The 21,517-nt window shown below is 64.3% G+C and carries 21 protein-coding genes and 1 pseudogene; 3 read left to right on the plus strand and 19 right to left on the minus strand.

Annotated elements, in window-relative coordinates:
* Nucleotides 1–41 precede the first annotated feature (41 nt).
* From WHT83_RS03385 to rplS, 4 genes are all read right to left on the minus strand, one after another.
* Nucleotides 42–677, minus strand: a complete 636-nt coding sequence (locus WHT83_RS03385) for a class I SAM-dependent DNA methyltransferase (protein WP_406872970.1) — start codon at nt 675–677, stop codon at nt 42–44.
* On the minus strand, nt 674–1,489 hold the full coding sequence (locus WHT83_RS03390) for an amino acid ABC transporter permease (RefSeq protein WP_183263438.1): 816 nt from the start codon (nt 1,487–1,489) through the stop codon (nt 674–676). Before WHT83_RS03390 ends, WHT83_RS03385 begins: the two co-directional genes overlap by 4 nt.
* Before the next feature lie 235 nt (nt 1,490–1,724).
* The gene (locus tag WHT83_RS03395; protein ID WP_108609647.1) at nt 1,725–2,522 is read right to left on the minus strand and encodes a basic amino acid ABC transporter substrate-binding protein; all 798 of its coding nucleotides are present in this window, start codon (nt 2,520–2,522) and stop codon (nt 1,725–1,727) included.
* Nucleotides 2,523–2,698: 176 nt separating this feature from the next.
* Nucleotides 2,699–3,247, minus strand: coding sequence for a 50S ribosomal protein L19 (gene rplS, locus WHT83_RS03400; protein WP_108606297.1), 549 nt, complete (start codon nt 3,245–3,247; stop codon nt 2,699–2,701).
* 344 nt (nt 3,248–3,591) lie between these two features.
* Here rplS and WHT83_RS03405 point away from each other — a divergent pair, with 344 nt between their 5' ends.
* On the plus strand, nt 3,592–4,347 hold the full coding sequence (locus WHT83_RS03405) for a sulfite exporter TauE/SafE family protein (RefSeq protein WP_406872971.1): 756 nt from the start codon (nt 3,592–3,594) through the stop codon (nt 4,345–4,347).
* A 10-nt stretch (nt 4,348–4,357) separates the two neighbouring features.
* On the opposite strand, the gene WHT83_RS03410 is transcribed toward WHT83_RS03405, so the two are convergent.
* The 3 genes and pseudogenes from WHT83_RS03410 to rimM form a co-directional block, all read right to left on the minus strand.
* A complete protein-coding gene (locus WHT83_RS03410) occupies nt 4,358–4,795 on the minus strand; it encodes a DUF4279 domain-containing protein (RefSeq protein WP_406873918.1) in 438 nt (145 codons plus the stop codon).
* A pseudogene (trmD, locus tag WHT83_RS03415) lies at nt 4,793–5,467 on the minus strand (tRNA (guanosine(37)-N1)-methyltransferase TrmD); the annotation flags it as partial. The pseudogene trmD and the gene WHT83_RS03410, both read right to left, overlap by 3 nt.
* Nucleotides 5,464–6,066, minus strand: coding sequence for a ribosome maturation factor RimM (gene rimM, locus WHT83_RS03420; protein ID WP_406872972.1), 603 nt, complete (start codon nt 6,064–6,066; stop codon nt 5,464–5,466). The pseudogene trmD and the gene rimM, both read right to left, overlap by 4 nt.
* A 68-nt stretch (nt 6,067–6,134) precedes the next feature.
* Here rimM and WHT83_RS03425 point away from each other — a divergent pair, with 68 nt between their 5' ends.
* Nucleotides 6,135–7,073, plus strand: coding sequence for a tyrosine recombinase XerC (locus WHT83_RS03425; protein WP_108606292.1), 939 nt, complete (start codon nt 6,135–6,137; stop codon nt 7,071–7,073).
* A 70-nt stretch (nt 7,074–7,143) separates the two neighbouring features.
* On the plus strand, nt 7,144–8,214 hold the full coding sequence (locus WHT83_RS03430) for a TraB/GumN family protein (RefSeq protein WP_406873919.1): 1,071 nt from the start codon (nt 7,144–7,146) through the stop codon (nt 8,212–8,214).
* Here the strand turns inward: WHT83_RS03430 and WHT83_RS03435 are convergent.
* The 12 genes from WHT83_RS03435 to WHT83_RS03490 all read right to left on the minus strand — a co-directional run bounded on the left by WHT83_RS03435 (nt 8,211) and on the right by WHT83_RS03490 (nt 21,122).
* Nucleotides 8,211–8,690 (minus strand): DUF2867 domain-containing protein, encoded by a 480-nt coding sequence (locus WHT83_RS03435; protein ID WP_406872973.1) that lies wholly within the window; start codon nt 8,688–8,690, stop codon nt 8,211–8,213. The two genes, WHT83_RS03430 and WHT83_RS03435, sit on opposite strands and share 4 nt — an antisense overlap.
* A 627-nt stretch (nt 8,691–9,317) precedes the next feature.
* Nucleotides 9,318–10,757, minus strand: a complete 1,440-nt coding sequence (gene lpdA, locus WHT83_RS03440) for a dihydrolipoyl dehydrogenase (protein ID WP_406873920.1) — start codon at nt 10,755–10,757, stop codon at nt 9,318–9,320.
* Complete coding sequence (locus WHT83_RS03445; RefSeq protein ID WP_108606289.1) at nt 10,754–11,509, minus strand: SDR family oxidoreductase; 756 nt, start codon at nt 11,507–11,509, stop codon at nt 10,754–10,756. Before WHT83_RS03445 ends, lpdA begins: the two co-directional genes overlap by 4 nt.
* Nucleotides 11,506–12,000, minus strand: coding sequence for a hypothetical protein (locus WHT83_RS03450; RefSeq protein ID WP_108606288.1), 495 nt, complete (start codon nt 11,998–12,000; stop codon nt 11,506–11,508). Before WHT83_RS03450 ends, WHT83_RS03445 begins: the two co-directional genes overlap by 4 nt.
* A complete protein-coding gene (locus tag WHT83_RS03455; protein ID WP_406873921.1) occupies nt 12,000–12,641 on the minus strand; it encodes a LysE family transporter in 642 nt (213 codons plus the stop codon). The genes WHT83_RS03450 and WHT83_RS03455 overlap by 1 nt, the downstream gene beginning before the upstream one ends.
* Nucleotides 12,641–13,099, minus strand: a complete 459-nt coding sequence (locus WHT83_RS03460; protein WP_183263433.1) for a VOC family protein — start codon at nt 13,097–13,099, stop codon at nt 12,641–12,643. Before WHT83_RS03460 ends, WHT83_RS03455 begins: the two co-directional genes overlap by 1 nt.
* 66 nt (nt 13,100–13,165) lie before the next feature.
* Nucleotides 13,166–14,431: a 2-oxoglutarate dehydrogenase complex dihydrolipoyllysine-residue succinyltransferase gene (odhB, locus tag WHT83_RS03465; RefSeq protein WP_108606284.1), complete on the minus strand. Its 1,266-nt coding sequence runs from the start codon at nt 14,429–14,431 to the stop codon at nt 13,166–13,168.
* A 22-nt stretch (nt 14,432–14,453) separates the two neighbouring features.
* Nucleotides 14,454–17,441 carry a 2-oxoglutarate dehydrogenase E1 component gene (locus WHT83_RS03470; RefSeq protein WP_108606283.1) on the minus strand — a complete coding sequence of 996 codons (2,988 nt, stop codon included), beginning with the start codon at nt 17,439–17,441 and terminating at the stop codon, nt 14,454–14,456.
* Nucleotides 17,442–17,580: 139 nt separating this feature from the next.
* On the minus strand, nt 17,581–18,477 hold the full coding sequence (gene sucD, locus WHT83_RS03475; protein ID WP_406872974.1) for a succinate--CoA ligase subunit alpha: 897 nt from the start codon (nt 18,475–18,477) through the stop codon (nt 17,581–17,583).
* 4 nt (nt 18,478–18,481) lie between these two features.
* Complete coding sequence (gene sucC, locus WHT83_RS03480) at nt 18,482–19,678, minus strand: ADP-forming succinate--CoA ligase subunit beta (protein ID WP_406872975.1); 1,197 nt, start codon at nt 19,676–19,678, stop codon at nt 18,482–18,484.
* 11 nt (nt 19,679–19,689) lie between these two features.
* On the minus strand, nt 19,690–20,658 hold the full coding sequence (gene mdh / locus WHT83_RS03485; RefSeq protein ID WP_108606280.1) for a malate dehydrogenase: 969 nt from the start codon (nt 20,656–20,658) through the stop codon (nt 19,690–19,692).
* 203 nt (nt 20,659–20,861) lie between these two features.
* Nucleotides 20,862–21,122, minus strand: a complete 261-nt coding sequence (locus tag WHT83_RS03490) for a hypothetical protein (protein WP_183263431.1) — start codon at nt 21,120–21,122, stop codon at nt 20,862–20,864.
* Between the last annotated feature and the right edge of the window lie 395 nt (nt 21,123–21,517).

Raw genomic sequence — 21,517 nt, forward strand, 5'->3', positions numbered from 1 at the left:
GGCACCCAACGCGCCGAGACTGCCGAGGTTCCTTCGCCGCCTCAGAGGACTTCGAAAACGAAGGCCTGCACCAGCACCTCCGGCTCAGCCACCGCGAAGGCCCGGAACGGCAGGCTCTCCTCGACCGGCCGCCATTTGCCTGATGCCTCAAGCTCGGCGAATTTCGTCCGGAACCCACCTGCATCCAGCACCACGTCGCGAACGGTGAAGATGATAAAGGCGCCCCGCCTGGTGATCCGGACCAACTCGTCCAGGCTCGAAGCCGGCGCGTGCCCGGCGGTGAACACACCTGTCGAGAAGGCGGCGGCGAAATGCCCATTCGTCCATGGCAACGGTCCGCCCAGTGCTGCCCGCGTCAGCGCCGTGTAGCCGCCGCGCGCCCGGGCCAGGTCGAGCATCTCCTCAGACAGATCGAGCCCTTCGATCTTGTCATAGCCGAGTGCCCGGAGATACGGCCCCGACAGCCCGGTGCCGCAGCCGGCATCGAGCAACGGCCCTTCGCCCTTGGGCACATGCCGCGCCACCCACCCCGCGATCACGAAGGGCAGGCAGTAGCCGAGTGCCACCGTCTCCCTGTCGTAGCCATTGGCCCAGGCCGCGTAGGCAGCGGCGAGCTCGGCTTCCGTCTCGGCAGCGTAGACCATGTCGAGCGCGGTCTTGTCGGCGTCTCCGGTCATGCTGCGCGGTCCCTTCGCATCCGCCGCTCCAGCGCCCTCAGGCCGAGTGACAGCCCGACGGTCAGGAGCAGATAGACATAGGCGACGATCGAATAGGTCTCGAAGAAGCGGAACGAGCCCGAGGCATAGACCTTGGCCATCTGGGTGATGTCGGCGACGCCGAGCACCGAAACCAGCGAGGAATCCTTCACCATGGCGATGAAGTCATTGCCGTAGGGCGGCAGGATCGTCCGAAACGCCTGCGGCCAGACGATCAGCCTGAAACGCTGATAGCGCGAAAGGCCCAAGGCCTTCGCCGCCTCGATCTGGCCGACGTCGACAGCCTGGATGCCGGCGCGGAAGATCTCGGCGATGAAGGACGAATAGGCAATCGTCAGCGCGAGGATTGCCCGCCACAACAGCGAGAAGTCGCGTACCTGCATCGGCTCGACCAGCCCCGCCGCCTGCAGCGGTAGCGACAGCCAGTTCCATGCCGCCACGAAGGCCGGCGCGCCGACAAAGGCGATCCAGAACAGCAACACCAGGATCGGCAGCCCTCTGATGATCTCGACATAGAAGCGCGCGATCTGGCGCAGCATTTGCGAGTTCGACAGTCCGAGAAGGGCAATGAACAGGCCGAGCGCCGAGGCAAGTGCGAAAGCGACGACGGTGACGAACAGCGTCACCCACAGCCCTTTGACCAACGTTGACAGGATCTGGCCGTAGACGTCGCTCGCCGCGATCGCCACCGCGGCGGCAATACCGATCGCCCCGGCGGCCACCAGCCACCAGGGAAAGTCCGCCTTTGTGCCCGTACGGTGTGACGGCGGCATCTATCGAGTGACTGCTGGGGCTGTTGACGGCGGCGCCTTACGTCGCCCCCCTCTGGCCTGCCGGCCATCTTCCCCACAAGGGGTGAGATCAGGCTGGCCGCTTGGCTTTCGCCAACTTGCGATGTTGCCATATTGGCGTGGCTGGTGACACTGCAGATCTCCCCCCTTGTGGGGAAGATGGCCGGCAGCCCAGAGGGGGGCAACGTGGAGCACTGACACCGAAGAATGCCCCAGACTACTGGCCCATCTTGTAGTCAAGGAACCACTTCTTGTTCAGCGCATCGAAGGTGCCGTCAGCCTTGAGCGCGGCAATCGCCGCATTGACCGGTTGAACCAGGTCCGAACCCTTCTTGAAGATGAAGCCGAAATCCTCGCTGCCCAGCGGCCCGCCCACCACCTTGAGCTTGCCTTCCGAGGCATCGACATAGCCCTGGGCCGCGACGCTGTCGGTCAGCACCAGATCGACGTCGCCTGCCTTGAGCGCCTGCACGGTGGCGCCGAAGGTCTCGAACAGCTTGATGCGCGGGTTCTGTTCGTTGCCGTCGAGGATTTCGTAGACGGCGGTGTAGAACGGCGAGGTGCCCGGCTGCGCCGCGATCAGGCCGTCCTTGAGGGCGCCGAAGCTCTTGGCGTCGGTGAAGCGGGCCTCGTCGGCGCGCACCAGCATGAACTGCTGCGAACGCATGTAGGGATCGGAGAAATCGACCTTCTCCTTGCGGTCGTCCTTGATGGTGATGCCGGTCATGCCGAGCTGGTACTGGCCGTCGGACACTGCCTGGATCATCGCGTCCCAGGAAGTGTTCTGGTACTCGACCTTGAAGTTCAGGCGCTTGGCGATCTCGTCCATTGCGTCATATTCCCAGCCTATCTGCTTGCCGGTCTTGGGATCGATGAACTGCAGCGGCGGATAGGCGTTCTCGGTCACCACCACCACCGTCTTGCCGCCGAGGTCGGGCAGGCTCTGGGCTTGGGCAACGAAGGGCGAAAGCACGAGGGCGAGAGCGCCGGCAAGCGCGAGCTTGAGACTATTCATGATCAGTTCCCCGAAATGCGCGAGACCGGCGACGCCGGTCGTTTGCGCGAGACTTTAGCTCGCCGCGGGCCGCATGCAAGCAGGCTCCATGCGCCATGCATGGAAGAACTGGAATTCCATCCTCCGAAACGCAAAAGGGCGGCCGAAGCCGCCCTTTCGAAAACAAGTGCCGGAAATTACTCGGCTGCAGGCTCAGCCGCTGCTTCCGCAGCCTTGGCGGCCTCGGCTGCTGCCTTCTTCTCGGCTGCTTCCTGAGCGGCCTTCTCGGCGGCCAGAGCCTGGGCGGCGGCGACCTTCTCGGCCTCGATGCGGGCCTTCTCGGCGTTGGCTGCTTCGCGCTCGGCGTCGTTCAGCTTGCGGGCGCGCACGCCGGTGTTCTCGACGATACGAGCCGACTTACCGCGACGATCGCGCAGGTAGTACAGCTTGGCGCGACGGACCTTGCCGCGGCGGACGATCTCGACGCCCTCGATCATCGGCGAGTAGACCGGGAACACGCGCTCCACGCCTTCGCCATAGGAGATCTTGCGGACGGTGAAGTTTTCCTGGAAGCCCGAGCCGGCGCGGGCGATCACGACGCCCTCATAGGCCTGCACGCGGGTACGCGTGCCTTCCGTGACGCGAACCAGAACGCGCACGGTGTCGCCCGGCTGGAATTCCGGCAGGGTGCGCTTGGCTTCGATCTTGGCGGCCTGTTCGGCCTCGAGCTGACGGATGATATCCATCTCAACTATCCACTTCTTGTTCTTCCGACAGCCAGAGCGCCCACGCTCGCCTTGCAGTTCCAATGACCGCTCGGATATGCCTTGTTCCCTCGCGGGCCTTCCGGCAGGGGCGACTACACCGTCACTGTTGACGGGTCCGGTCGATTATTCGTCCGGTTCGGGCGGGCACATACCGCTATTTCAGCCATTTGTCACGCCTTGCAGTGTCTTTTTTACGCGCTTTGCGTGCTGTCGCGGCTTGCCGGACCTTGGACCAAGTGGCCGCCATCGGCAAGCCATGGCTTGCATCGCCGGCCCGGGCTACCTACAGACCCCCAGGCGCAGCGTATCGGAGCAGGCAACCCGTGACCCTCATCACAGTCGGAATCCTCTTCGTCGCGGGCTTCCTCTCGGGCGTCGTCAACGCCATTGCCGGCGGCGGCACCTTCCTGACCTTCGGCGCGCTGACCATGGCCGGGCTGCCGCCGATCTCGGCCAATGCGACGTCGTCGATCGCCCAGTTTCCCGGCTACATCACCTCGACCTGGGCCTACATAACGGATATCCGCCGGATGTGGCGCGGCGCGCTCGCCTTCGCCGTCATCTCGGCCGTCGGTGCCCTGATCGGCTCGCTGTTCCTGCTGTCGCTCGACAATGTCTCCTTCGGCGCGCTCGTCCCCTGGCTGCTGCTTGCCGCCACCGCGTTGTTCGCCGCCGGCCCCTGGCTCCGGCCGGCAAGACTTGCCGAGCGGCCTGAAGACGCACCGTCGTCACTCGCCGGCCGCATCGTCCAGTTCTTCACCTCGATCTATGGCGGTTTCTTCGGTGCCGGCATGGGCGTGATGATGCTGGCAACCCTCGGCCTCACCGAGGGCGGCGACTACCACCGCCTCAATGCGCTCAAGAACATGCTCTCCATCGTCATCGCAGCGGTCGCCATCATCATCTTCGCCTCCGGTGGCGTCGTCGCCTGGACGGCGGCGGCCGTCATGGTTCCTGGCGTCGCGCTCGGCGGCTATGCCGGCGTCTGGACCGCACGCCGCGTACCGCAAGCGATCGTCCGCGCGCTTGTCGTCGCGGTCGGTCTGTTTTTGGCTTTTTATTATTTTAGGAGAGGCTGAAGTGGCTGAGCTACCTAAGTAGCTCTTCGTGATAGATATCGAAGTCGATTGAAATCCTGCGCTGGGATAGAAAATTCAGCGTTTCTTTATTGAGGTTGAAGCCTTGGTTGTAACCGGATAGCCAAAGGCCACACGAGACTTCGACGGCGAACCTGTCGGCGAGCGCTGACCAATCAATGTTAGGAAGCAGTCTGTCAAAGAGTGAGGCTATCGCGCTGTCGATATCGTCCGATGCTTCTACAGAGATTTTCCAATAGCCGACCCTGCTCTTGGTCAGCTTAGCCTTCTCCGAAATCCTGACGGATTCCCCCTTCTTCCAGGAAGTTTTCGGCTCGCACCCCAACAGTGCGGTTATTTCTTTGGGATCAAGGTCCTCACCACGCAGGTTCAAACTAACCTGAGAGCGAATTTTACCGACGTAACCGCCGTCAGTGCTCATACTACGCATCAAATCCGGACGCCGCTCCTTGGTTAGCTTCTCCGCCTCGGCCCGCCGCCATTTGGCGATCTTGCCGTGATTGCCCGAGGTCAGCACCTCGGGGATCGCCCGGCCTTCGAACTCCTGCGGTCTTGTGTAGTGCGGATGCTCCAGCAGCCCGCCCTCAAAACTCTCTTCCTCGCCCGATACCTCGTTGCCCATCACGCCGGGCAGCAGCCTGACCACCGCGTCGAGCAGCACCAGCGCCGCCGGCTCGCCACCCGAGAGGATGAAGTCGCCGACCGAAATCTCCTCCAGTTCACGCGCCTCGATGACGCGCTGGTCGACGCCTTCGAAGCGGCCGCACAGGATGACGGCACCCGGACCAGCCGCCAACTCGCGCACGCGCTCCTGGGTCAGCGGCTTGCCGCGCGGGCTCATCAGGATGCGCGGGCGCGCATCGCCCTCGGGCGAGGCATTGTCGATCGCCTTGGCCAGGATGTCGGCGCGCATCACCATGCCGGCGCCGCCGCCGGCAGGCGTGTCGTCGACGGTGCGGTGCTTGTCGGTCGCAAAGTCGCGGATCTGCACGGCTTCAAGCGACCAGTCGCCACGCTCCATCGCCCGCCCCGCCAGCGACAGTCCCAGCGCGCCCGGGAACATCTCGGGATAGAGCGTGAGCACGCTGGCCCGGAACATCAGCGATTTCCCCCGGCATCCCTGGGTCCGCGTGGCCGACCTTTGTGCTCGAACTCGCCGTCGGAAGGTGCGTCCGCGTCGTCTTCGTCCTCGACCAGCCCGGCAGCAACCGTATCGATGGCGACGAAGCCGCCAGCGATGTCGACCACGGGCACCGCCGCCTGCGTGAAGGGAATCAGCACGCCCTTGCGGCCCTGATACTGGATTTCCAGGATATCGCCGCCGCCGAAATTCTGCACGGCAAACACCTTGCCGACCGGCTCGCCGTTTTCGTCGCGAACCGCAAGCCCGACAAGATCGGTGTGATAGAATTCGCCCTCCTCGCCATCGTCGGGCAGCGCCGAACGGTCGACGAACAGCTCGGTGCTGGTCAGCGCCTCGGCGGCGTTGCGGTCGTTGACGCCCTTGAAGCGCACCACCACCACCTCGTTGGCCGGCCGGATCGCGGCGATCTCGAAGGCTCGGCCGTCCTTGGCGTAAAGCGGGCCGTAGTCGGCCAGCGCCAGCGGATCGCCGGTAAAGGTCTTCACGCGCAGCTCGCCCTTGATGCCGTGGGCGGCGCCGATCACGGCCATCTGGATTGGATTTTGGGGTCTGGCCATCGCCTGCTTCACTGCTTGCTAACTTCGCTCGTTCAACACTGACTTATTCAATCGGACCCGCGCTGCCAATGCAGGAATTCCTCATCGCCGCAAAACCCGACCTCCAGGCGGCCCGAGAAGGCTGGCTGAAGTCGCTGGCCGGCGAACGCCGCCTGTCGACATCGACCGTCGATGCCTACGAACGCGACACGCGCCAGTTCCTGCAGTTCCTGACCGGCCACAATGGCGGCCCACCCGGCATTTCAGACATCCGAGACCTCCGTCCGGCCGACCTGCGCGGCTATCTCGCCTCGCGACGGGCTGACGGTGCCGGTGCCCGCACGCTTGGACGCGGCCTTGCCGGGGTGCGCTCGCTGCTGCGTTTCCTCGAACGCCAGGGCCTGGTCAACGCCGCCGGCTCCGCGGCGCTGCGCGCGCCGAAACAGCCGAAATCGCTGCCCAAGCCGCTCACCGCGATCGACGCCAAGCGTGTCGTATCGGCAGGCGAGCAGCTTGCCGAGGAGCCCTGGATCGCAGCTCGCAATGCTGCCGTGCTGACCCTGCTCTACGGCTCGGGCCTGCGTATTTCCGAAGCGCTCAACCTGTCCGGCACGGAGCTCGCCTCGCCCTCCGACACCGTGCTGCGCATCACGGGCAAGGGCGGCAAGACGCGCCTCGTCCCCGTTCTGCCGGTCGCACTGCAGGCGGTCGCAGAATACCGCAAGCTTTGCCCATATCATCTCGCTGCCGAAGGCGCACTTTTCCGCGGCGCCCGCGGCGGCCAGCTCGACCCGGCGATCATCCAGCGCGAGATGCGCAAGATGCGCTCGGCCTTGAACCTGCCCGACACGGCAACCCCGCACGCGCTGCGCCACTCCTTCGCCACCCATCTGCTCGGCCGTGGCGGCGACCTGCGCACCATCCAGGAGTTGCTCGGCCACGCCAGTCTGTCGACCACGCAGATCTATACGGGCGTCGACACAGCCCGCCTGCTCGAGATTTACGACGCGGCACACCCCCGCGCCTGACCCCGCGAGGCTGACAATTGTCACTGCGGCATTAACCGTTTTGCCGCTTTTGGCGGATACACAAATGCCCATGACACGTCTCGCCGCCTTTGCCGACCGCGCATCGTTGCTATCGCTGAAGCTGCTTGCAGCGCTCAACGTGCTGTTCTTCGTCCTGTTCTTTGCCGTCGCGTTCCTGTTCGCCGGCAAGGCACGCGCCGAAGCGCCCGTCTGCACCGGCTCCGACATGCTGGCCGAGCTTGCCAAGGACAACCCGACGCTTCTGGCCAAGATCGAGGCCGAGGCCAAGGCCACGCTCAACGGACAGGGCCTGTTGTGGAAGCTGGAAAAGCCCGGCCAGAAGCCGTCCTGGCTCTACGGCACCATGCATGTCACCGATCCGCGCGTCACCAAGCTTCAGCCCGCGGCGCAGAAGGCCTTCGACGGCTCGCACACGCTGGTCATCGAAACCACCGATGTGCTCGACCAGAACGCCATGGTCGCCAGCCTGATGAAGCAGCCCGAGCTGATGATGTTCACCGACAGCACCACGCTGCCGTCGCTGATGTCGCCGGACGAGCTCGCAACCGTCAACGCGGCGCTCGAAGCGCGCGGCATCCCGCCCGGCAGCGTCTCCAAGATGAAGCCGTGGATGCTGTCGTCGATGGTCGCCCTGCCGGCCTGCGAGCTCACCCGCAAGGCCGCCGGCGCGCCGGTGCTCGACATCCTCATCGCCCAGCAGGCCAAGGCCGCCGGCAAGCAGGTCAAGGGTCTGGAGACCGCCGCCGACCAGCTTTCGGCCATGGCCTCGCTGCCGATCGAGTTCCACATCAAGGGCCTGGTCGAGACCCTCAAGCTCGGCAACCGCATGGACGACGTCATCGAGACCATGGTCGTGCTCTACCAGCGCGGCGACACCGGCATGTTCTGGCCGCTGTTCCGCAACGCCCTGCCGTCGGGCAGATCTGACGATTCCGGCTACGCCGCCTTCGAGGAAGCGATGGTGACGACGCGCAACAAGACCATGGTCGATCGCGCAGGACCGCTCGTCGCCCAGGGCGACGTCTTCATGGCTGTGGGTGCGCTGCATCTGCCCGGCCCCGCAGGGCTGGTCGAGCTGTTCCGCAAGGCCGGCTACACCGTCACCGTTGCCGACCGCTAACCCCGCGCGTCGGCCACCCTGGCCAGCATCGCCGGAACGATGATGCGGTGGAACGGCATGACGACCGAGAGATAGATCCGGCCGAACCTGTTGTGAGGCCTGGCCAGCGTCGTCGCGCTCACCTCCTGCCGCCCCTCGCCCAGTTCCTTCACTTCGACCACCAGCCGGAAATCGAGATGGCGGTCGTCGAGGCCGAGAACCACCCGGGCCGGGGCGTCGCTGATCACGGGAAACATGCCGACCCGCTTTTGCTGCCCGGGGAGGTCGGCGTGCCCGGTTTTCAGCCCGAACGGCCGCACCAGCAGGTTGCGCAGCATCATCAGCCGGCCGATCCAGGACGGGACTTTGACGATGGCCCGCTTGGCCGCCGTCATGGCATCCAGCGACTGCCCGCTGACCACCATGACGTAGCGGTCGGCAAAGCTCGTGCCGGGCAGCAGTTCGTCTACGTTGGAAAGGCATTGCACCACGGGCATGTCGCTGGCCTCAGGTCGCTGCATCTTTCTCGAAGCTAGCGCGTTTTGTGAGCGAAGGCGGCGTGGCGAAACGACGCCGCAGCGCCTCCCGGCCTCTGCACCGGCGTCGGCCTCCTGTATTTGCAGTCTTTTTTCGTCTCCGGTGAAACCGAAATGGGTTTCGCGCGTTGATTGCGATGTTCACGCAATGATTGCGGAGCGCAGCTGAGGGAGATCTCAATGGTGAACAATCCAGATCCAGGACGCCCAACCGGCCAGTCGAGCATGGGCAGCACGTGGCTGATAGCCATCATCGTCGTGCTGCTCGCTGCGGTGGCCTATTACATCTTCGGCCCGACCGGAGAAGCGCCGGCACCGGCCGAGCCCCCGGCTGCGACAACACCAGCACCCGCTCCGGCAGAACCGGCACCCGCGCCCGCGCCAGCAGAGCCTGCCCCTGCGCCCGCACCGGCAGAACCTGCGCCTGCGCCAGCTGAACCTGCGCCGGCGCCAGCGGAACCTGCTCCAGCTCCGGCCGAGCCAGCCCCGGCGCCTGCTCCGGCAGCCCCCGCCAACTAAGGTTGGTCTCCTAATGCAAACGGCCCGCTCATCGAGCGGGCCGTTCTGTTTCAGGCGTAATCGCCGGTCTTACATGTGGATTGGCTTGAAGAACGTGGCGAGCGCTGCCTCCTTCACCGCTTCCGACATCGTCGGATGCGCGTGGCAGGTACGGCCGAGATCTTCCGACGAACCGCCGAACTCCATCAGCACCGCCGCCTCGTGGATCATCTCGCCTGCACCGAAGCCGACGATGTGCACGCCCAGCACCTTGTCGCTGTCCTTGTCGGCCAGAACCTTGACGAAGCCATCCGTGTGCAGCATGGCGCGCGCCCGGCCGTTCGCCGTGAACGGGAACTTGCCGGCCTTGTAGGCGATGCCGGCCTTCTTGAGCTCTTCCTCGGTCTTGCCGACCGAAGCAACCTCGGGGCTGGTGTAGACCACGCCGGGGATCACGTCGTAGTTCACGTGGCCGGCCTGGCCGGCGATGATCTCGGCAACCGCCACGCCTTCGTCCTCGGCCTTGTGCGCCAGCATCGGACCGGCAACCACGTCGCCGATAGCATAGATGCCCGCGACGTTGGTGCGCAGATGGCCGTCGGTCTTGACCCGGCCGCGCTCGTCCATCTCGACGCCGGCTTCCTTGAGGCCAAGGCCATCGGTGTAGGGCTTGCGGCCGGTGGCGACCAGCACCACGTCGGCCTCGATGGTCTCGGCAGCGCCGCCCTTGACCGGCTCGAAGGTCACGGTCGCACCCTTCTTGGCCTTGGCGGCACCGGTCACCTTGGAGCCGAGCTTGAACTCGAAGCCCTGCTTGGCCAGCATGCGCTGGAACTGCTTGGCAACGTCGCCGTCCATGCCGCCCAGGATGGTGTCGAGATATTCGACCACGGTCACCTTGGCGCCCAGGCGCGCCCAAACCGAGCCGAGCTCGAGGCCGATGACGCCGCCGCCAACGACCACCAGATGACCCGGCACCTTCTCCAGCGACAGCGCGCCGGTCGACGACACGATCACCTTCTCGTCGAAGGCGACGTCGACGCCGGGAATACCGGCGACGTCCGAACCGGTGGCGATGACGATGTTCTTGGTCTCGATTTCCTGGCTCTTGCCGTCAGAACCGGTCACGCCGACCTTGCCGGCGCCCAGCACCTTGCCGGTGCCCTGGAAGCTGTCGATCTTGTTCTTCTTGAACAGGAACGACACGCCGGTCACGTTGGCCCCAACCGTCGCATCCTTGTGCGCCATCATCTTCTTCAGGTTCATCTTCGGCGTGCCGACCTCGACGCCGAGCGCATCGAACGAATGCTGGGCCTCGGCCAGCATTTCCGAGGCATGCAGAATTGCCTTGGAAGGGATGCAGCCGATGTTCAGGCAGGTGCCGCCGAAGGTCGCGTTCTTCTCGACCACGGCGACCTTCAATCCGAGCTGTGCTGCCTTGATGGCGCACACATAGCCGCCTGGGCCCGATCCGATAACGACGACGTCATATGCCATGGTCCTGTCCTTCTCCTGGGCGCGCGCGCTCAGCGGCCGCCACTCACGTTCAAAATTGAGCCCGTCGTATATGATGCCTCATCCGACAAAAGCCAGATGACGGCATGGGCGACTTCCTCTGCCTGGCCTTCGCGCTTCATCGGCACCATCCCGCGAATGGCGGCGATCCGGTCGGGTTGTCCGCCCGACGCGTGGATTTCGGTGTCGATGATGCCGGGGCGTACGGCGTTGACCCGGACGCCTTCGGTCGCCACTTCCTTGGCAAGTCCGATGGTGAAGGTGTCGATGGCACCCTTGGCGGCGGCATAGTCGACATATTCGCCCGGCGAACCCAGCGTGGCGGCCGCCGACGAGATGTTGACGATCGCCCCGCCTGCGCCGCCATGCAGGCTCGACATGCGCTTGACCGCCTCGCCGGCGCACAGGATCGAGCCGATGACGTTGATGCGCATCATGCGCTCGAGGCGGGCCGCATCCATCTGGTCGACACGCGCCTTGATGTCGACAACGCCGGCATTGTTGACGAAGGCGTCGAGCCGGCCATAGGCGGCATCGACGGCAGCAAACATGCCAAGCACGTCGGCTTCGTTGCCGACGTCACCCTTGATGGCGATAGCCTCGCCGCCGCCGGCCTTGATCTCGGCCACCAGCGCGTTGGCGGCGGCTTCGTTCGACGCATAGTTGATCGCCACGACATAACCGGCCTTGGCGGCGAGCCGGCAGATGGCGGCACCGATGCCGCGGCTGCCGCCGGTCACCAGCAGGACCTTCCCTTGAGCGCTCATTCCTGGCACCCCTGTATCTCGAACACGTCCCACGGCACTTTGGAAAAGCCGTCCGGACCATAGGCCGCCGACATGCGCAGCGAATGGCCGAGGTCGGCGAAGATCAGCTTCTTCGGCGCTGCGGCCCCAATGCGTTCGCGTGGCAGAAGCCCGACATTGCCCTGTTCGTCGACACTGTAGATCACGCCTTGCCACACCGTGCAGGCATCCAGCTCCTCGCCGGTCACGTCGCCTTCCGGGCACTGGTGCATCAGCATGCCGTTCGGCCGCCCCACCTCGTCCGACCACATCACCACGCCGTCGAGCACGACGGAATTGTCCATCACCATCTTGAAGCTGTTGGTGACGGTGGCCGACTCCAGCGTCGGCCGGAAGTCGATCTCGGCCGCCTTGTCGCGGTCGCCATAGACGGCGAGCTCGATCGGGCATGCAGCATTGGCCGTCGTCGCCGACAGCATCGCCACAGCCGAGATGAGCGCCTGGAGCCGCATCAGCTTGCCTGCTGCGTGGCCAGCTTCACGCCAAGCCCGATGAAGATCATGCCGGTCGCCTTATTGAACCAGCGGCCCCAGGCAACGAAGCGCGCGCGCACCGAGGCCATGGTGAAGAACATCGACACGCCGACGAACCACGCGATCAGCACGACTGCCATCAGCAGCCCATAGACGCCCTTCACCGCAGCCGGCGTCTCATGGCTGACCATCGCCGTGAACAGCGGCACGAAAAGCAGCACCGCTTTCGGGTTCAGCGCGTTGGTGACGAACCCCATCAGAAAGTAGCGTGTCGCTGTAACTTCCTTGGTCTGGTCGGCTGCCTCCTGCGCATCTACTGAAGTCAGTTCCATCGGGTCGGCGCGCAGTGCCCTGATGCCGAGATAGACGAGATAGGCCGCCCCGGCCCATTTCAGCATCGAAAACAGCAACAGCGACTTCGACACGATCAGCCCGATGCCCAGGATGGTGTAGCTGACGTGGAACAGCAGCGACGTGCCGATGCCGAAACTGGTGATGATTGCGGCACGGCGGCCATGCACCACGCTCTGGCGCACGACCATGACGAAATCGGCGCCTGGCACCACCATCAGCACCGAAAACACCGCCAGCAGGCCGGCAAATTCGAACGCATATTGCATCATGCGTTGCCGCTCCCGGCTTGCGCGCCCAGCGCCGCGTTGCCCAAAGGCGCGTTGAACGCCCAGACATGGCCGAACGGATCGCGGATGCGGCCGTAGCGGGCGCCCCAGAACACGTCGTCCGGTTCCATGGTGATCTCGGCTCCGGCGGCGACCGCGCGCTCGATGGCCTGGTCTACTTCGCCCGGCAATTTCAGGTTGATGTTGACGGTCATGCCGGCGCCGCCCCGCGACAGCGGCGACAGCACATCGGCGCCAAACTCGGGGAATTCGTCGTGCAGCATCACTTCGCTGCCGAACATGGCGAGGTTCGCATGCAGCACGCGAACCCCGTCATCGGCCATCTGCTCGAAGGTCTCGACCGCGTCGAACGCCTTTTCATAGAAGGCAATCGCTTCCTTGCCGCCCTTGACGCACAGATGCACCTGGATCGGGGGAATTTCCGGTTCGAAGGCCATGATCCGGTTCCTTTCGGCTGCGCAACCAGAGCGGGTTCTGTGAAACCCGCTCTACACGCCTCGACCTCAGAGGTCGAGAACCAGGCGTTCCGGATCTTCCAGGCTGTCCTTGACGCGGACCAGGAAGGTCACGGCTTCCTTGCCGTCGACGATGCGGTGATCGTAGGAGAGCGCGAGATACATCATCGGGCGGATGACGATCTGGCCGCCGACCACGACCGGACGCTCCTGGATCTTGTGCATGCCGAGGATGCCCGACTGCGGCGCGTTCAGGATCGGCGTCGACATCAGCGAACCGTAGACGCCGCCATTGGAGATGGTGAAGGTGCCGCCCTGCATGTCGGCGACCGACAGCTTGCCGTCGCGCGCGGCGAGGCCGAGGCGGCCGATTTCCTTCTCGATCTCGGCGATCGACATCTGGTCGGCATCGCGCACGACAGGAACCACCAGGCCCTTTTCGGTGCCGACGGCGACGCCGACATGGGCGAAGTTCTTGTAGATGATGTCGGTGCCGTCGATCTCGGCGTTGACGGCCGGGATTTCCTTCAGCGCATGTGTCACCGCCTTGGTGAAGAAGCCCATGAAGCCGAGCTTCACGCCGTGCTTCTTTTCGAAGATGTCCTTGTACTTGGTGCGCAGCGCCATCACGGCGCTCATGTCGACCTCGTTGAAGGTGGTCAGCATGGCAGCCGTCGACTGCGCTTCCTTGAGGCGGCGCGCGATCGTCTGGCGCAGCTTGGTCATGCGCACGCGCTCTTCGCGCGGTGCATCGGCCACGCTTGAGGGAACACGTGCAACTACGGGCGCAGCAACCGGAGCTGCTGCGGGCACGGAAACGCCCTTGGCGATGGCTTCGAGCACGTCGCCCTTCAGCACCTGGCCGCGCTTGCCCGAACCGGCGACCTGGTCGACCGAAAGATTGGTCTCGGCCAGCAGCTTGGCGGCAGCCGGTGCCGGCGGCATCTTGCGTTCCTCGATGGCCGGTGCACCGGCGACCGATGCGGTCTGTGCGACGGCTTCCTTGACGGTCGAGGCAGCATTCGGAGCCGACGCCTGCGCCACGGCAGCGGGCTTGGCAGCGGCAACTGCGCCGTCGCCGGCACCGATGGTGCCGAGCAGCGCGCCGACGCCGACGGTCTCGCCTTCCTTGACCGTCAGCTCGACCAGCACGCCGGCGGCGGGTGCCGGCACTTCGATGGTGACCTTGTCGGTCTCGAGCTCGACCAGCGGCTCGTCGACGGCAATCACATCGCCGGCCTTCTTGAACCACTTGCCGATGGTTGCCTCGGAAACGGATTCGCCGAGGGTGGGGACACGGATTTCGGTAGCCATTTTTTGCCTGTCCGTTCTTTGGTTATTCGCCGAGGGCGTCGTCGAGGAATGCCTGGAGCTGCGCCAGGTGCTTGGACATCAGGCCCGTCGCCGGAGAGGCGGCGGCCGGACGGCCGGTGTAGCGCACGCGCTGGTGCTTGGCGTCGATATGGGCGAGCACCCACTCCAGGTACGGATCGATGAACGACCACGCACCCATGTTCTTGGGCTCTTCCTGGCACCACACCATCTCCGCGTTGCGGAAACGGCTGAGCTCGGTGATCAGCGCCTTGGCCGGGAACGGATAGAGCTGCTCGACGCGCAGGAGATAGATGTCGTCGATGCCGCGCTTCTCGCGCTCCTCGTAGAGGTCGTAATAGACCTTGCCGGTGCACAGCACGACGCGGCGGATCTTCGAATCCTTGACCAGCTTGATCGGCTCGTTGCCGAGATACTGGGCGTCGTCCCACAGCAGGCGGTGGAACGAGCTTTCGCCCGAGATCTCCGACAGCGAAGACACCGCCCGCTTGTGGCGCAGCAGCGACTTCGGCGTCATCAGGATCAGCGGCTTGCGGAAGTCGCGCTTCAGCTGCCGGCGCAGGATATGGAAGTAGTTAGCCGGCGTCGTGACGTTCGCCACCTGCATGTTGTCTTCTGCGCAGAGCTGCAGGAAGCGTTCGAGGCGCGCCGACGAATGCTCCGGACCCTGGCCTTCATAGCCATGCGGCAGAAGGCACACGAGGCCCGACATGCGCAGCCACTTGCGTTCGCCACTGGAGATGAACTGGTCGAACACCACCTGCGCGCCGTTGGCGAAGTCGCCGAACTGCGCTTCCCAAAGCGTAAGCGCCTTGGGCTCGGCCAGCGAGTAGCCGTATTCGAAGCCGAGCACGGCTTCTTCCGAGAGCATCGAGTTGATGACCTCGTAACCGGCCTGTGCTGCCGACAGGTTGTTGAGCGGGATGTAGCGGTTTTCGTCCCGCTGGTCGTAAAGCACGGTGTGGCGCTGCGAGAACGTGCCGCGCTCGGAATCCTGGCCCGACAGGCGGACCGGATTGCCGTCGAGCAGGATCGAGCCAAACGCCAGCGATTCCGCCGTTGCCCAGTCGATGCCTTCACCCGATTCGATCGCCTGGCGGCGGTTTTCGAGGAAGCGGCCGATGGTGCGGTGGACTTCGAAGTCCTTCGGCACCTCGGTCAGCTTCTTGCCGATTTCCTTCAGCGTCTTGACCGGCACCGCGGTCTTGCCGCGGCGCTGTTCGTCCTGGTTGTCGGCCGTGCGCAGGCCCGTCCACGCGCCATCCAGCCAGTCGGCCTTGTTCGGCTTGTAGGCCTGTCCCGCTTCGAACTCGGCTTCGAGATGGCCGCGCCAGTCGGCACGCATCTTGTCGACCTCGGACTGGTTCATCAGTCCCTCGCCGATCAGCTTGTCGGCATAGGTCTGCACCGTCGTCTTATGGGTGCGGATGTTGCGATACATGATCGGCTGCGTGAACGCAGGCTCGTCGCCTTCGTTGTGGCCGAAGCGACGGTAGCAGAACATGTCCACGACCACCGGCTTGTGGAACTTCATGCGGAATTCTGTCGCCACCTTGGCCGCGAACACCACCGCTTCCGGATCGTCGCCGTTGACGTGGAAGATCGGCGCCTCGATCATCTTGGCCACATCGGACGGATAGGGCGACGAGCGCGAGAAGCGCGGGTTCGTCGTGAAGCCGATCTGGTTGTTGATGATGAAGTGCAGCGTGCCGGCGACGCGATGGCCGCGCAGGCCCGACAGGCCGAGGATTTCCGCGATCACGCCCTGGCCGGCAAATGCCGCATCGCCGTGCAGCAGAAGCGGCATCACCTTGGCGCGCTCTTCCTGCGGCACGATCTCGCCGCGCGCACGGCCAAACAGCTGGTCCTGCTTGGCGCGCGCCTTGCCCATCACGACCGGATCGACGATCTCGAGGTGCGAGGGGTTGGCGGTCAAGGACAGGTGGACCTTGTTGCCGTCGAACTCGCGGTCCGACGAAGCGCCAAGATGGTACTTCACGTCGCCCGAGCCTTCGACGTCGTCGGGCGCGTAGGAGCCGCCCTTGAACTCGTGGAACACGGCGCGGTGCGGCTTGGCCATCACATTGGTCAAGACGTTGAGGCGGCCACGGTGGGCCATGCCGAACACGACCTCCTTCAGGCCGAGCGCGCCACCGCGCTTCAGGATCTGCTCGAGTGCCGGGATCAGCGATTCGCCGCCGTCGAGTCCGAAACGCTTGGTGCCCTTGTACTTGACGTCGATGAACTGCTCGAAGCCCTCGGCCTCGATCAGCTTCTGCAGGATCGCCTTCTTGCCCTCGGCGGTGAAGGCGATCGCCTTGTCCGGCCCCTCGATGCGGGCCTGGATCCACGCCTTCTCCTCGGGATCGGAGATGTGCATGAACTCGACGCCGAGCGTCGAGCAATAGGTGCGCTTGAGGATTTCAAGCATGTCGCGGATGGTCGCGTATTCGAGCCCGAGCACGTGGTCGATGAAGATCGGCCGGTCGTAGTCGGCCTCGGTAAAGCCATAGGCCTCGGGCGACAGCTCGTTATAGTCTTCCAGCGGCTTGGCGATGCCGAGCGGGTCGAGATTGGCGTGCAGATGGCCGCGCATGCGATAGGCGCGGATCATCATGATGGCGCGCACGGAATCGCGCGTCGCCTGCAGCACATCGGCCTTGGACGGCACGACACCGACGGCGGCGGCCTTGTCCTTGACCTTCTTTTCCAGATGCTTTTCGACCAGGCCCCAATTGCCGTCGAGTGCCGACACCAGTTCGCCATTGGCCTGCAGCGGCCAGCTCGGCGTCGACCACGAAGCGCCCTTGGCGTTCTTGCGGATGTCGCCGGCGTCGTCCTTCAGCGCCGAGAAGAAGTCGCGCCACTCGGGATCGACCGCTTCCGGATCGTCAAGGAAGGCGGCGTGCAAGGCCTCGATGTAGTCGGCGTTGCCGCCATAGAGGAACGAAGTGAGGGAAAATTGGTCGTTGGCCTGATCGGATCGTGCCATCTTATCGCTCGGAGCCTCTGGCTCCTCTCCTGTTTCAGCGCGAGTAGTGAGTAGCGAATAGCGAGTAGGACTTTGCTTTTGCTTGGTCGCTCATCGCTCTTCTCTACTCTCTATTCGCTACTTTCTATTGGCTATTGACTTAGCCCTTGATCGCCTCGACCAGCGTCGTGCCGAGACGTGCCGGCGACGGCGACACGCGGATGCCCGCTGCCTCCATCGCCGCGATCTTGTCTTCCGCGCCGCCCTTGCCGCCGGAAATCACAGCACCGGCATGGCCCATGGTCCGGCCTTCAGGTGCGGTGCGTCCGGCGATGAAGCCGGCCATCGGCTTGCTGCGGCCGCGCTTGGCCTCGTCGATGAGGAACTGTGCTGCGTCCTCCTCGGCCGAGCCGCCAATTTCGCCGATCATGATGATCGACTTGGTCTCTTCGTCGGCCAGGAACATCTCGAGCATGTCGATGAATTCCGTGCCCTTGACCGGATCGCCGCCGATGCCGACAGCCGTCGACTGGCCGAGACCGGCATTGGTGGTCTGGAACACCGCCTCATAGGTAAGCGTTCCCGAGCGCGACACAACGCCGACCGAACCCTTGCGGAAGATGTTGCCCGGCATGATGCCGATCTTGCACTGGTCCGGCGTGACGATGCCCGGGCAGTTCGGCCCGATCAGCCGCGAGGCCGAGCGGTCGAGACGTGCCTTGACCTTGATCATGTCAGAAACCGGAATGCCTTCGGTGATGCAGACGATCAGCGGGATCTCGGCGTCGATCGCCTCGATGATCGCAGCAGCAGCTCCTGCCGGCGGCACGTAGACCACGGACGCATTGGCGTCGGTCTTTTCCTTGCCTTCGGCAACCGTCGAGAAGATCGGCAGCGGCACCGAGCCGTCCCACTTCTCGCCGCCCTTCTTGGGGTGGATGCCGCCGACCATCTTGGTGCCGTGATAAGCCAGTGCCTGCTCGGTGTGGAACGAACCGGTGTTGCCGGTCAGGCCCTGCACCAGGATCTTGGTGTTCTTGTCGATGAGAATGGACATTGGCTCAGTTTCCCTTCACCGCAGCGACGATCTTCTTCGCCGCGTCGTCGAGGTCGTCGGCGGAAACGACGTTCAGCCCGCTCTCGTTGATAATCTTCTTGCCAAGCTCGGCATTGGTGCCTTCGAGGCGAACCACCAGCGGAACCTTGAGACCCACTTCCTTGACGGCTGCGATCACGCCTTCGGCGATGATGTCGCACTTCATGATGCCGCCGAAGATGTTGATCAGGATGCCCTTCACGGCCGGATCGGCGGTGATGATCTTGAACGCCGCCGTCACCTTCTCCTTGGAAGCGCCGCCGCCGACGTCGAGGAAATTGGCGGGCTCGGCGCCGTAGAGCTTGATGATGTCCATCGTCGCCATGGCCAGGCCCGCGCCGTTGACCATGCAGCCGATGTTGCCGTCAAGCGCGACATAGGCGAGGTCGTATTTCGACGCCTCGATTTCCTTGGCGTCCTCTTCGGTGGTGTCGCGCAGCTCGAGCACGTCGGCATGGCGGAACAGCGCGTTGTTGTCGAACGACACCTTGGCGTCGAGCACGCGCAGGCGGCCGTTCTTCATGACGATCAGCGGGTTGACCTCGAGCAGGCTCATGTCCTTGTCGACGAACGCCTTGTAGAGGATCGGGAACAGGCTCTCGCCGTCCTTGGCCGCGTCGCCCGAAAGCTTCAGCGCGCCGTTCAGCGCCTTGAGGTCGTCAGCCGTCACGCCCTTTTCCGGGTCGATCGCGACAGTGATGATCTTTTCCGGCGTGTCGTGGGCGACGGCCTCGATGTCCATGCCGCCTTCGGTCGAAACCACGAAGGCGACGCGGCCGACGGAGCGGTCAACGAGGATCGACAGATACAGCTCGCGGTCGATGTCGGCGCCGTCTTCGATGTAGAGGCGGTTGACCTGCTTGCCTGCCGGGCCTGTCTGCTTGGTCACCAGCGTGTTGCCGAGCATTTCCCTGGCGAACGCCACGACCTCGTCGACCGACTTGGCCAGGCGCACGCCGCCCTTGGCCGCGGCGGGCAATTCCTTGAACTTGCCCTTGCCGCGGCCGCCGGCGTGGATCTGGCTCTTCACGACATAGAGCGGACCCGGCAGCGCCTTGGCCGCCGCTTCCGCTTCCTCGATCTTGAACACCGGCACGCCGTCAGCGACGGGAGCACCGAAACCCTTGAGCAATTGCTTGCCCTGATATTCGTGGATGTTCATGCGCGTGATCCTTACTTCTTGGCGAGGTTCGGCGCGATCGCGACACAGGCCTCGCACAGGCCCTTCACCGCCTCGACGGACTTCTCGAACATCTTCTGCTCGGCCTTGTTGAAGTCGAGCTCGATGATGCGCTCGACGCCGCCGGCGCCGATCACCACGGGCACGCCGACATACATGTCCTTGACGCCATACTGGCCCGACAGGTGCGTCGCGCAGGGCAGCACGCGCTTCTTGTCCTTGAGATAGGCTTCGGCCATCTGGATCGCCGAGGAGGCCGGCGCATAGTAGGCCGAGCCGGTCTTGAGCAGGCCGACGATCTCGCCGCCACCCTTGCGGGTACGCTCGACGATGGCGTCGAGCTTGTCCTGGCTGGTCCAGCCCATCTTGATCAGGTCCGGCAGCGGGATGCCGGCAACCGTCGAGTAGCGCACCATTGGCACCATGTCGTCGCCGTGGCCGCCCAGCGTCATGGCCGAGACGTCCTCGACCGAAACCTTGAACTCTTCCGACAGGAAGTAGCGGAAACGCGCCGAGTCGAGCACGCCGGCCATGCCGACGACGTGGCTCTTGGGCAGGCCCGAGAACTTCTGCAGCGCCCACACCATGGCGTCGAGCGGGTTGGTGATGCAGATGACGAAAGCCTTCGGCGCATACTTCTTGATGCCGGCGCCAACCTGTTCCATGACCTTGAGGTTGATACCCAAAAGGTCGTCGCGGCTCATGCCCGGCTTGCGCGGCACGCCGGCGGTGACGATGCAGACGTCGGCGCCTTCGATGCCGGCATAGTCGTTGACGCCGGTGAAACGCGAGTCAAAGCCGTCGACCGGCGAGGACTGGGCGATGTCGAGGCCCTTGCCCTGCGGGGTGCCCTCGGCAATATCGAACAGGACGACGTCGCCGAGGTCCTTGAGGCCGACCATATGGGCGAGCGTGCCGCCAATCATGCCGGAGCCGATGAGGGCTATCTTGTTGCGTGCCATGAAGGAATTTCCCTTTGCCTTTAACGACGCCGTGGCGGCGGGGTGGAGTAGGTTTGGGCCAGGTGGCCGCGAGAATGCAGCCAGAAATAGCGGCTCGCAATAGCTCCGTGGCCAAAAAAATTCAACCGATTATTTTGACCTCAACTTTTTCAATCGGTTAGAAACAACGGGATTTACGTAAACGTCAAAGTTTTGTGACGACTTTACGAAGAAAAGGTGAAGAGGACGATGCCTCCCATCGAAATCCGCAGGCTCCAGCCCAGCGTCGAGGCGCTGCTCGACAATGTTGCCCTGAGGTCTTCTACGAAGCCCTTCACCCGCTCCGCCTGAAGGCCTGCCTCGCCTCGCAGGGCCACATGCTCTTCGTCGCCCGCGATGATGGCCGGGTTGTGGCGCAGGCAGCCGGCGGTCGCGCATCGTGGCAAGGGCCGGACCCAACTCAGGCTCGGCCGGGGCAATGGCATGGATAACTTCTCCACGCTTCGGCAAATCGTTCTTCTACACCGCTAGCATCGGCCCTCAGCCTCACGGCATGGCAACCGCCGTTACGGTTCAATAGCACCCAAACATATCGATGCAGCCTGTCACCATCTGTCAGCAGCCCGCGTGGATAGACCGTCCCCGTTTTTCCACCCCCTCTCCACCTCTCGTATGATTCCCCTCGCGATCTTCCACGGGACCCCGGTGCGCACCGGGCAGCGGGGGGAAGCGCCGGTGCCGGGCTGGCAGGAGGTCGGATCTCTTGCTGGGTGATGAGCCCCCAAGTCCGGGCCTTGCGGCGGCTGGCGGTGAAAGCCGAGGCGACTGAGCGGGGCAAGAACACCGGGCGGGGCGCGAACGTCGCGCCACATACTAATTA

This window comes from Aminobacter sp. P9b (assembly GCF_045345995.1).
In the GTDB taxonomy this organism is placed as follows: domain Bacteria; phylum Pseudomonadota; class Alphaproteobacteria; order Rhizobiales; family Rhizobiaceae; genus Aminobacter; species Aminobacter niigataensis.